Annotated in this window: 11 protein-coding genes; 3 read left to right on the top strand and 8 right to left on the bottom strand. The window is 73.8% G+C overall.

Going from position 1 to position 11,077, the window contains the following annotated elements; all coding sequences use genetic code 11:
- Positions 1-47 precede the first annotated feature (47 nt).
- From ACFU7Y_RS30005 to ACFU7Y_RS29995, 3 genes are read right to left on the bottom strand one after another with little or no spacing between them, the layout of a single operon-like run.
- The gene (locus tag ACFU7Y_RS30005; RefSeq protein ID WP_224281431.1) at positions 48-728 is read right to left on the bottom strand and encodes a response regulator transcription factor; all 681 of its coding nucleotides are present in this window, start codon (positions 726-728) and stop codon (positions 48-50) included.
- A complete protein-coding gene (gene macS / locus ACFU7Y_RS30000) occupies positions 728-1,951 on the bottom strand; it encodes a MacS family sensor histidine kinase (protein WP_380770285.1) in 1,224 nt (407 codons plus the stop codon). Before macS ends, ACFU7Y_RS30005 begins: the two co-directional genes overlap by 1 nt.
- Positions 1,952-2,006: 55 nt before the next feature.
- The gene (locus ACFU7Y_RS29995) at positions 2,007-2,891 is read right to left on the bottom strand and encodes a lysophospholipid acyltransferase family protein (protein ID WP_380770284.1); all 885 of its coding nucleotides are present in this window, start codon (positions 2,889-2,891) and stop codon (positions 2,007-2,009) included.
- 197 nt (positions 2,892-3,088) lie between these two features.
- On the opposite strand from ACFU7Y_RS29995, the gene ACFU7Y_RS29990 reads away from it, so the two are divergent.
- Both ACFU7Y_RS29990 and ACFU7Y_RS29985 read left to right on the top strand, forming a co-directional pair.
- Positions 3,089-3,883, top strand: coding sequence for a carboxylesterase (locus ACFU7Y_RS29990; RefSeq protein ID WP_224284667.1), 795 nt, complete (start codon positions 3,089-3,091; stop codon positions 3,881-3,883).
- A 10-nt stretch (positions 3,884-3,893) separates the two neighbouring features.
- Complete coding sequence (locus ACFU7Y_RS29985; RefSeq protein WP_380770283.1) at positions 3,894-4,631, top strand: hypothetical protein; 738 nt, start codon at positions 3,894-3,896, stop codon at positions 4,629-4,631.
- Here ACFU7Y_RS29985 and ACFU7Y_RS29980 read toward each other — a convergent pair.
- From ACFU7Y_RS29980 to ACFU7Y_RS29960, 5 genes are all read right to left on the bottom strand, one after another.
- Complete coding sequence (locus ACFU7Y_RS29980) at positions 4,628-5,422, bottom strand: endonuclease/exonuclease/phosphatase family protein (RefSeq protein ID WP_380770282.1); 795 nt, start codon at positions 5,420-5,422, stop codon at positions 4,628-4,630. The two genes, ACFU7Y_RS29985 and ACFU7Y_RS29980, sit on opposite strands and share 4 nt — an antisense overlap.
- A 128-nt stretch (positions 5,423-5,550) precedes the next feature.
- Complete coding sequence (locus tag ACFU7Y_RS29975; protein ID WP_224284718.1) at positions 5,551-6,495, bottom strand: ROK family glucokinase; 945 nt, start codon at positions 6,493-6,495, stop codon at positions 5,551-5,553.
- A gap of 192 nt (positions 6,496-6,687) precedes the next feature.
- Positions 6,688-7,167 carry a DUF5304 family protein gene (locus ACFU7Y_RS29970; RefSeq protein ID WP_380770281.1) on the bottom strand — a complete coding sequence of 160 codons (480 nt, stop codon included), beginning with the start codon at positions 7,165-7,167 and terminating at the stop codon, positions 6,688-6,690.
- Between the two features lie 104 nt (positions 7,168-7,271).
- A complete protein-coding gene (locus ACFU7Y_RS29965) occupies positions 7,272-8,444 on the bottom strand; it encodes an ArsA family ATPase (protein WP_224284716.1) in 1,173 nt (390 codons plus the stop codon).
- Positions 8,445-8,470: 26 nt separating this feature from the next.
- The gene (locus ACFU7Y_RS29960; RefSeq protein WP_224284715.1) at positions 8,471-8,905 is read right to left on the bottom strand and encodes an SRPBCC family protein; all 435 of its coding nucleotides are present in this window, start codon (positions 8,903-8,905) and stop codon (positions 8,471-8,473) included.
- A gap of 335 nt (positions 8,906-9,240) precedes the next feature.
- On the opposite strand from ACFU7Y_RS29960, the gene ACFU7Y_RS29955 reads away from it, so the two are divergent.
- A complete protein-coding gene (locus tag ACFU7Y_RS29955) occupies positions 9,241-11,034 on the top strand; it encodes an AMP-dependent synthetase/ligase (RefSeq protein ID WP_380770280.1) in 1,794 nt (597 codons plus the stop codon).
- Positions 11,035-11,077 lie beyond the last annotated feature (43 nt).

The following is an 11,077-nucleotide window of genomic DNA, read 5'->3' as shown; positions in this document are numbered from 1 at the left end:
GATGTGTCCCGCCCGGGGCCGCGCCGTGGGGCCGGGCCGAAGGACGCTCAGATCCCGTCGTCCAGGCCCTGCTCGATCGCGTACCGGACCAGCTCCACCCGGTTGTGCAGCTGCAGCTTCCCGAGCGTGTTCTGCACGTGGTTCTGCACCGTCCGGTGCGACAGCACCAGCCGGTCGGCGATCTGCCGGTAGGACAACCCCTTGGCCACCAGCCGCAGCACCTCGGTCTCCCGGGCCGTCAGCTGCGGGGCGGCCGGCGCCGAGGCCGGGGCCGGCTCGGCGGCCAGGCGGCGGAACTCGCCGAGCACCAGGCCGGCCAGGCCCGGGGTGAACACCGCGTCGCCGACGGCCGTACGACGCACCGCGTCCAGCAGCTCCTCCCGCCCGGCCGACTTCACCAGGTAGCCGGTCGCACCGGACTTCACCGCCTCCAGCACGTCCTGGTGCTCGCCGCTGGCCGACAGCACCAGCACCCGTACCGCCGGGTCGTGCGCGACCACCCGGCGGCACACCTCGGCGCCGGGCAGACCGGGCAGGTTGAGGTCCAGCACGACCACCTGCGGCGTGCAGGCGCGGGCCCGGCGGACGGCCTCCTCGCCGTCGCCCGCGGTGGCCACCACGTCCAGTCCGGCCTCGACGAGGTCGCGCGAGACCGCGTCCCGCCACATCGGGTGGTCGTCCACCACCATCACCCGCACCGGCCGGTCGGTGGTCGGCTGATCGGTCATCAAGAGCCCTTCCTCGGGACGCGCAGTTCGACCTCGACGCCCTCCCCGGGCACCGAGTACAGCTCGGCCGTGCCGCCGAGGTCCAGCAGCCGGCCGCGGATGGACTGGGAGACGCCGAGCCGGCCGGCCTGCTCCGCCTCGCCGAGCCGGCCGGGGGCGAAGCCGGGGCCGTCGTCGCGGATGCTGACCGTGACCGCCTCCGGTTCGTCCTCGACCAGGATCCAGGCCCGGGCCCGCTCCCCCGCGTGCTTGCGCACGTTGTCGACGGCGGCGCCGACCGCCGCCGCGAGCTCGCCCGCCGCCGGGCCGGGCAGCACCACCGGGGTGCCGGGGGCGGAGAGCGTGATCCGCTCGTCCGCGTACGGGCGCAGCAGCGCGGTGAGGTCGTGCGGCGCGTCCGGGTCCGGCGGCTCGGCGGCGCCGGACCGCGGTGCGCGCTGGGCCGGCAGCGGACCGCCCGTCATCAGGGCCCGCAGCGCGCGCTCCTGTTCGCCGGCCAGCCGGCCGAGCTCCGCGAAGTCCACGCCGGAGCCCGCCCCCTCGCTCGCTTCCGCACCGCGCCGCTGGACCAGGGCGAGCACCTGGAGCACGCCGTCGTGGATGTCCCGGGAGAGCCGCTCTCGCTCCCGGGTGGCCGCCTCGACCTGGAGCGCCCGGGTGAGGGTGGCCTCGCTGGCCCGGGCCAGCTCGATCACGTAGCCGATCGCGCAGCCGGCCACCATCAGCAGCACGATGTTGTGGAGGTTGTCGCCGGTCGGCCCGCCGTGGCCGAGGATGTTGGCGACGCCGATCACCGAGCCCGAGGCCGCCGCCGGGCGCCAGCCGCCCTTCGCGGCGAAGCCGAGCACCGTGCCGGCCGCCCAGATGGTCGGCAGGGTGGGCGCGCCGTGGCTGATCCGGGCCGGGGAGTCGGTCAGGCCGCTCATCACGATGCCGGTGACGGCGAGGGCGAGGTCGGTGCCCAGGACGTACCAGGTGCAGCGCTGCGGATTGGCGAAGGCCCGGGTGCTGGCCAGGGTCCACAGGGTCAGCGCGCCGAGGAAGATCCAGCCGGCCACCGGGTGCAGGAAGTGCAGGTAGGAGTTGAAGTACCGCAGCAGGGCGTAGCACAGGGCCAGCACCCTGAAGTAGGAGATCGCCTTCCACAGCGGGAGCTCGACGGACATGCCGCCGGCCGCCACCGTGCCGCCGACCGCGCCGGTTCTGCCGCCGTCGTCCGTCATCCGCCCCGCCCCTCCCCTGGGCCCGTCCGGGCCGGCCGTGCGGCCGCCCTGACGTCTACTCCGGCTTCTCCGAGGTGCCCGGCTCGGCGGACTTCTCCGTCTTCTCCGCCTCGGCTGCCTTCTCCGCCTTCTCCGCCTCGGCTGCCTTCTCCGCCTTCTCCGCCTCGGCTGCCTTCTCCGCCTTCTCGGCCTCGGCGGCCTCCGCCTTCTCCGCCTTGGCCGCGGCCCGGCGCTCGGCGTCGGCCTTCTTCTTGTCCTCGGTGATCTGCCGCTTGGCGGCGGTCGCGTAGATGTCCACGTACTCCTGGCCGGAGAGCCGCATGATCTCGTACATCACCTCGTCCGTCACCGAACGGAGGATGAAGCGGTCGTTCTCCATGCCGTGGTAGCGGGAGAAGTCCAGCGGGCGGCCGATCCGGATGCCGGGGCGGATGCCGAAGCTGGGGATCACCTGGCCGGGCGGCTGCACCTTCTCGGTGTCGATCATGGCGACCGGGATCACCGGGGCACCGGTGGCCAGCGCGACGCGGGCCAGGCCGCCGACCTTGCCGCGGTACAGCTTGCCGTCGGGCGAACGGGTGCCCTCCGGGTAGACGCCGAACAGCTCGCCGCGTTCCAGCACCGCGATGGCGCTGCGGATCGCGGCCTCGCCGGCGCCGCGCACGCCCGAGCGGTCCACGGGCAGCTGGCCGACGCCCTTGAAGAACGCGGCGGTCAGCCGGCCCTTGAGGCCCGGGGTGTTGAAGTACTCGGCCTTCGCGATGAAGGTGACCCGGCGCTTGATCAGCGCGGGGAAGAAGAACGAGTCCGAGAAGGACAGGTGGTTGCTCGCGATGATCGCCGCACCCTCGGCGGGGATGTTCTCCTCGCCCTCGATCCACGGCCGGAAGAAGATCCGAAGCAGTGGCGCGACGATCATCTTCATCAGTCGGTAGAACAACCCGGGCCTCCTGTTATGCGGACCGGTCGATCCTAATGCCCCGCGGCCGTCCGGTGTGCCCGGCCCCGCCGTAGGGGCCGCGTCCGGCCTCCCGTAGGGGGTGTACGACCCGGCGCGGAGCGTGGGACGATGCGGTTTCGCAGCACCCCCCTCCCGCGTCCCTCCCCCAGCGCCACCCGCCCGCGAAGGAGTCCGCCATGCCGTTGCTGCCCGGTGCCGAGCCGTACCGCCACCATGGCGGACCGGTGGGGGTGCTGCTCTGCCACGGCTTCACCGGGTCGCCGCAGTCGCTGCGGCCGTGGGCCGAGGACCTGGCGGCGGCCGGGTTCACCGTCTCGCTGCCGCTGCTGCCCGGACACGGCACCCGTTGGCAGGACATGCAGCTCACCCGCTGGGAGGACTGGTACGCCGAGGTCGAGCGCGAGCTGCTGACGCTCGCCGAGGAGTGCGAGCAGGTCTTCGTCTGCGCGCTGTCGATGGGCGGCGCGCTGGCGCTGCGGCTCGCGGCGCTGCACGGGCCGACGGTCTCCGGCCTGGTGCTGGTCAACCCGTCGGTGCGCTCGGACACCCCCGCGAGTGTGCTGCTGCCGGTGCTGCGCCACCTGCTCCCCAGCGCGCCCGGAGTCGCAAACGACATCGCCCGGGCCGGTGCGACCGAGGTCGGCTACGACCGCACCCCGCTGCACGCCGCCTGGTCGCTGAGCCGGCTGTGGCGGGAGGTCCAGCGGCTGCTGCCGGAGGTGACCCAGCCGGTGCTGCTCTTCCACAGCCCGCAGGACCACGTCGTCTCGTCGGCCAACTCGGAACTGGTACTGGCCCGGATATCCTCGACGGACGTGACGGAGCGGCTGTGCCAGCGCAGCTTCCACGTCGCGACGCTGGACCACGACGCGGCGGAAATATTCGCGGCCTCCCAGGACTTCATCCGACGGCTGGCTCCCGCGCACGTGGCGGGCGTCACCCGGGTCGAATCCGACGATCACCATGGCTGAAGGGCCGGAAGTGCACGAGAGCAGCACGGCGGGCGGCGGGGACGAGACTCCCCGCGAGGACGGCGCGACCAAGGACGGCGGGACGGACGCCGCTGCCCCGGGCGGTACGCCGACGGACCGTACCGGCACGGACGGCGCCGGGACGCCCCCGCCCGTCAAGGACGCCACCGGGGACGCCGCCGGGCCCCAGGCCCCTGCCGAACGTCGTCCGCGCCGCGCGCCCGAGCGCAGCCAGGCCGAGCAGGACGAGATCTTCGCCGCCTTGGTGGCCCAGTTCGACGACCCGGTCGACCTGAACAACCCGAACTGGCCGGAGGTCGAGAACCTCCGGGCGCAGAACGAGCTCAAGGGCGGCCACAAGGACGGCAGCGGCGGCCGCGGCGAGCAGGACGACCTGTCCGACCTCGCCCCGAAGCCCCGTCCCCGCTCCGGCCGGCCGGTGATGCCGGCGGGCGGCGCGGGCCCGCGCGACTTCGAGCTGGCCGAGGAGACCGACGAGGGCCACTACGTCCCGCCGGAGCCCCCGCCCCTTCCGAGCGCCGACGTGACCGCCAAGTTCGCCTGGCTGGCGGTGCTCGGCGGCCCTGCCCTGCTGCTGGTCGACGCGGTGGTCTGGCGGGAGATCTCCGGCTGGCCCGCCTGGGTGGGCATCACCGCCTTCCTCGGCGGCTTCGTCACCCTGGTCGCGCGGATGAAGGACCGCGACGAGGACGAGCCGGAGGACCCGGACCACGGCGCCGTCGTCTAACTTCTCGGCCGACCACCCGGCCGGCTGCTCGGCAGTTCGAGGACGGCGAGCACGGGCAGGTGGTCGGTCGCGGCCCGCAGGTCGGCCTCGGTGACGCCGGGGAGCCCGTGCGGCACCCCGCAGCCGAGGACGGTGATCCCGGGCGTGGCGAAGACGGCGTCGATCCGCTGGTAGGGGCGCTCCGGTACGGAGGTGAACTCGCCTCCCCAGGGCGCGGTCGGATACCCGTCCTGGAGCCGGGAGGCCAGCAGCCGCCGGCCCGGCCCGTCCGGGTGCTCGTTGAAGTCCCCGGCCACGACGCCGAGCTCGGCGATCGAGAGCTGGTCGAGCAACAGCTCGAACTGCCCGTACCGCTCCTCCTGGTCCAGGCTGAGGTGGCAGCTGGTGACGGTGAACGGCGCCGTGCCGGGCAGCCGCAGGAGCGCACTGGCGAAGCCCCGGGCGTGCAGGCCGCGGGTCTTGGGCAGCAGCCGGTCGTGCACCCCCAGCAGTTCCACCGCGCCGGGCCGGCCGAGCAGCAGCGGACCTGCGGCGGTGCGGCCGCCGCCGGCCAGCACGGCCGTCCCGGTGCTCCGGGCCAGCCAGGCGGCCTGGCCCTCGGGCCGCCAGTAGCGCGGGGACTCCTGGATGCAGACCAGGTCCGGATCGCAGGCCCGGACCACTCGGACCAGCGCCCGCCGGTCGTCGCGCAGCGAGCGGATGTTGTAGCTGAGCAGGCGCAGCCGACCCGGGCCGGGTGGTGGCAGCGGTTCGACGTTCGCGGCGGTTTCGGTCTCGCGCGCGGCGCTCATGGTCCTCCCCTGGGCGGTCACCGGATCGATCCGACCGTACGCGGCCGGGCCGGGACGTGCGACGGCGGCGGCGCGTCCGGGATCGGTCGGGGCCCGGTCGCACCGCCGCCGGCGGGCTCGAAGGGGTGTCAGGCGGTGCGGGCGAGGTCCGCCGCGCCGACGATGCCGGCGGCGGAGCCCATCGAGGCCAGGACGACCTCGGCGCGCGGGCGGTGCACCCCGCCGGTCAGGTAGTGCTCGAAGGCCTTGGCGACCGGGTCGAGCAGCAGCCGGCCGGAGTCGGAGACGCCGCCGCCGAGCACGAAGACGCCCGGGTCGAACAGCGCGGCGAGGTCGGCCATGCCGCGGCCCAGCCAGTCGGACAGCTCGGCGTAGCACTCCAGGGCGAGCGGGTCGCCCTCCTCGGCGGCCTGGGTGATGTGGATGCCACGGATGGTCTCGGCCACGCCGTCGTTGAGCTCCAGCATCCGGCGGCCGCGCTGCGGGTCGGCCGCGGCGTTCTCCCGGCCGTAGCGGCGCAGCGCACGACCGGAGCCGTACTGCTCCCAGCAGCCCTTGCCGCCGCAGCCGCAGGGCAGGCCGTCGGGGACCATGTTGAGGTGGCCGATCTCGCCGGCCACGCCGAAGCGGCCGCGGTGCAGCCGGCCGTCCAGGACGATGCCGCCGCCGATGCCGGTGCCGACGGTGATCAGCACCATGTCCTGATGGTCGGCGGCCGCGCCGAAGCGGAACTCGGCCCAGGCGGCGCAGTTGGCGTCGTTCTCGACGACGGTGGACAGGCCGGTGAGCTCCTCGATCCGCCCGCGCAGCGGCTCGTTCTCCCAGTCGATGTTGGGGGCGAAGATCACCGTGGAGCGGTTGCTGTCCACGAAGCCGGGGGCGCCGACGCCCACCGCCGTGACGCCGGGGTGCTCCTCCTTGAGCTCGCGCACGGCCTGCGCGATGGCGTCGACCGCCCACTGCGGGTCGGCCGGGGTGGGCACCCTGGTCCGGGCCAGGATCGTGCCCGCCTCGTCGACCACGCCTGCCGCGATCTTGGTCCCGCCGACATCGACGCCGATGGTCAGAGCCATGTGTCCCTCAGCTATTCACTCGTTCCCGCTGGACGGAACGCTACCGCCCAACTCTGTCCCCGTACACAGCCTCGCATACATTATCCGAAGACAATTCTGGAACGACCGAGCCGAGACGCTTCAAAAGTCGTATCTAATTTCCTTCTTCGTGACGTAAGAGAGCAGCGCGATCACCCTCCGAAGGTCACGGTTTCACTGCTTGGCGGACGGCCTGTCAGCCTCGTCAAGGTCGCAGTCGGCGTCGGCGTCAAGGTCGATCTTCTCGGTCGGCGCGCCCTGCCCGGCGGTCCAGCGGCGTTCCTGCCCGACCACGGCGGCACGGTAGGCGGCCAGCAGCTCGGCACCCGCTGCGGCGAGCCCGGTGCCGGCCGCGGCGAGGTGGGAGTAGACCTCCGGCTGCTGGGTGCGCAGCCGGTCGGCCAGCCCGGAGAGCGTGATCAGGGTGGTGGCGCTCGCCTCCTGGGCCTTCTCGCCGAGCGCACCGGCGAACCGGCGGACCTCGTCCACCAGCGGGCCCAGCTCCGGCCCGAACGGGTTCGACTGCCCGCCGCCCGGCGCAGTGCGGTCGCCGTCAGCCCCGGCACCGTCAGCCCCGGCGCGGCCGGACTCGGCACGGCCGGCGGACTCGGCGCGGTCGTCGACGGGCTCGGTGCGGTCGTCGGTGCTGGTCATCGCGGGCGCCTCCTCAGCCGTGGCCGCACCCCGCGGCCCTCCGGCCCGACGCTACCCGACCGGCCGGGCGGCCCGAAAAGGCGCCGAACCGCGCCGAGCCCCCGTCAGCCCCGGGGCCAGAGCGCCGGGTCGGGCGCGAACCGCACCGAGAGCACCCCGTCGTGCAGCCCCGCCCCGGCCACCGTGCAGCGGCGCAGCGCGGACGGCAGGGTGAGCACCCGGCGGTGGGTGCCGAGCCCTACCACCAGTTCATCGCCCCGGCGCACCAGGTCCAGTTCGGAGCGGTCGGCGCCGGGCAGGTCGAGGTGCCAGACCAGCAGGCCCTCCTCGGCGAGCCGGTCCTCGACCGGCCAGGGCTCGGGGGCGAGCCGCTCGGGCCCGTCCCCGTCCCCGTAGAGCCGGTCGGCGACGGCCTCCAGAGTGGCGTCGGCCAGGTCGGTGACCAGCACCGGGGCGTCGGTCTCGGCGGCGAGCCCGGTCAGCTCCTCCTGCCGGCGGCGGGCCAGGGCGGCCAGCCAGGGGTCGGGCGAGGAGACGGCGGCGTCGGGCAGCGCACCGTGCACCACCACGGCGTCCGGCCGGTGCCCGTGCAGCGCGAGCCCGGCCCGGATCCGGCGCAGCTCCTGGTACGGGTGGCCGCCCGCCGGGACGACCAGCCGGACGCTGGTGCCCGGGCCGGTGATCGCGGCGCGGGACTCGGCCAGCGCCACGGCGGCCTTGGTGCGCCCCTCGTACAGCCAGTCGGCGGGCATCGGGACGCCGGCCAGCCCGGCCAGCAGCGGGCGCAGCGCCCGGGCGGCCTGCCGTTGCTCGGGGACGAGCCGGCCCAGGTAGCGGGTGAGCTGCTCGGGCAGGGCGAGGGTGGCGATCAGCTCGGCGGGCGGCGGGGCGAGCACGACCAGGACGTCCTGGTCGGCGGCGGGCAGGGCGCGCAGCAGGGCGAGCCGGGCGATGCCGGGGAGGGCGGTGAGTTCCTCGGGATCGAGCTGTTCGGCGCCGAGCAGGTCGAGGGCGGGCTTGAGCCGGCCGGTGAGCTCGCCGACGGCGTAGCGGAACGCGGCCTGCTCGTCGATCCGGGAGACGGTCAGGCCCGGTGCGTAGTGCAGCGGTTCGGGCTCCAGCCGGGTGCCGAGGGCGGAGTCCAGGGCGCGGTGGGGGTCGTCGCCGGCCAGCAGCCAGGTGCGGTGGCCGCGCCGGGCGGCGTGCAGGGCGGTGGCGGCGGCCACTGCGGGCGCGCCCGCGTCGCCGCTGACCAGGATGGTGCGTGTCGCCGTCATGCCGTCCGGCCCCCCGTTCGGTGCAGTCAGCCTTCGACGCGCTTCTTCAGACCGGCCAGGGCGCGGTCGATGATGACCTTCTCGGCCTTGCGCTTGATCATGCCGAGCATCGGGATCTTGACGTCCACGGCGAGCTGGTAGGTCACCTCGGTGCGGCCGCCGGCCAGCGGGGCGAGGGTGTAGGAGCCGTCCAGCGAGCGGAGCATCTGGCTGCGCACGAGGGTCCAGGAGACCTCGCGGTCGCCGTCCCAGGTGTAGGCGAGGACGTGCTCGTCACGGATGGCGCCGGCGTCGAGCAGCAGCCGGACCTGGGCGGCGCGGCCGTCCCCGCCGGTCTCCAGGACCTCGATCTCCTTGACCTCCCCGGTCCAGGCCGGGTAGGCGGCGAAGTCCGCGATCACGGCCATGACCGTGGCCGGGGTCGCGTCGATGGTGATGCTCGACCTGGTGTGCTCCGCCATGGAATGGCCCTCCGCCTCGTCCCTCTGACTGCCGGTCCGGCCGGGGCGCGCTCGGCCCGGTCCGCCCGGAGCAGGCTATCGCGCCCGGCATGCGGGTCGGCGGCGCGGGCCGCACCCGGCGGGCGGCCGCACTGCGGCGGGCGCTGGGCGACCGGGCATGTTACCGGCCGGTCGCCGCGTGCTGCCATAGGGTGCCATTCGAACGACCCGGTCACGGCCTGGTCGGACCCGGCCGGGTGTGACACTTCGAACACCGGAGCCAACCCCCCTGGTCGAAGCTGCCTACCGGGCAGTAACGTCCTGCCGTCCCGCAGCGTCGCGAACGAGGAGCAGTCTTGCTCGACTTCAGCCTTCCGGCCCTCTACCAGGTACCCAGCGGTGGCAACCTCGCCGACCCGGTACACCGGAACGCCGAGGAGCACCCGGACCTCGCCGTGCTCAGCCGGAAGGTGGACGGCCAGTGGCAGGAGTTGACCTCGGTCCAGTTCCTGGCCGAGGTGCACGCCACCGCGAAGGGCCTGATCGCCGCGGGCGTCGAGCCGGGCGACCGGGTGGCCATCATGTCCCGTACCCGGTACGAGTGGACGCTGCTGGACTTCGCGATCTGGACGGCCGGTGCGATCACCGTGCCGGTGTACGAGACCTCCTCCGCCGAGCAGGTCGAGTGGATCCTCGGCGACTCGGGCGCGGTCGCGGTGATCACCGAGACCGACCAGCACGTCCGGGTGGTCGACGAGGTCCGCGACCGGCTGCCGCAGCTGAAGCGCACCTGGCAGATCGAGGGCGGGGCGATCGCCGCGCTGGCCGAGGCCGGGCAGGACGTCCCGGATGCGACGGTCCAGGAGCGCCGCCGGATCGCCGGCCCCGACGACGTCGCCACCATCGTCTACACCTCGGGCACCACCGGCCGCCCGAAGGGCTGCCAGCTGACCCACGGCAACTTCCTGGCCGAGTGCGGCAACGTCGTCGAGCGCCTGGCCCCGCTGTTCCGCCTCGGCGAGAGCTCCGTCCTGCTCTTCCTGCCGCTGGCCCACGTGTTCGCCCGGATCGTCGAGATCGCCCCGGCGATGGCCCCGATCAAGCTCGGCCACGTCTCCGACGTCCGGAACGTCACCGCCGAGCTGGCCGCCTTCAAGCCGACCCTGATCCTGGGTGTGCCCAGAGTCTTCGAGAAGGTGTACAACACCGCCCGTGCCAAGGCCCAGGCCGACGGCAAGGGCAAGATCTTCGACAAGGCCGCCGAGACCGCGATCGCCTACAGCCGGGCACTGGACACCGGCGGCCCGGGCCTGGTGCTGCGACTCAAGCACGCGGTCTTCGACAAGCTGGTCTACGGCAAGCTGCGCGCCGCCCTCGGCGGCCGGGCCACCCACGCCATCTCCGGCGGCGCCCCGCTCGGCGAGCGCCTGGGCCACTTCTACCGGGGCATCGGCTTCACCGTCCTGGAGGGCTACGGCCTGACGGAGACCTGTGCGGCCACCGCCTTCAACACCTGCGACAAGGCGAAGATCGGTACGGTCGGCCAGCCGGTGCCCGGCGCCTCCGTCCGGATCGCCGAGGACGGCGAGGTCTTCTTCAAGGGCCCGCACGTCTTCACCGGCTACTGGAACAACCCGCAGGCCAGCGCGGACACCCTCAAGGACGGCTGGATCGCCACCGGCGACATCGGCTCGCTGGACTCCGAGGGCTACCTGACCATCACCGGCCGCAAGAAGGAGATCATCGTCACGGCCGGCGGCAAGAACGTCGCCCCGGCCGTGATCGAGGACCGGATCCGGGCGCACGCCCTGGTCGGCGAGGTCATGGTGGTCGGCGACCGCAAGCCCTTCGTCGCCTGCCTGATCACCGTCGACCCGGAGTTCTTCCCGAAGTGGAAGGAGCTCAAGGGCAAGCCCGCCGACGCCACCGTCGCCGACCTCGCCGCCGACCCGGACCTGCTGGCCGCCCTCCAGTCCGCGGTGGACGACGGCAACGCGGCCGTCTCGCACGCCGAGGCGGTCAAGAAGTTCCGCCTGCTGGACACCGAGTTCTCCGAGGAGAGCGGCCACCTGACGCCCTCGCTCAAGCTCAAGCGCAACGTCGTGCTGAAGGACTTCGCGGCCGACATCGAGGCCATCTACCAGAAGTAGCCGAACCCACGGGTGACGTGGACGGGCCCGCCTCCCCGGGGAG

It is taken from the genome of Kitasatospora sp. NPDC057542 (assembly GCF_042801945.1).
Classification (GTDB): domain Bacteria; phylum Actinomycetota; class Actinomycetes; order Streptomycetales; family Streptomycetaceae; genus Kitasatospora.
This window is presented reverse-complemented; position numbering and strand designations above follow the sequence as displayed.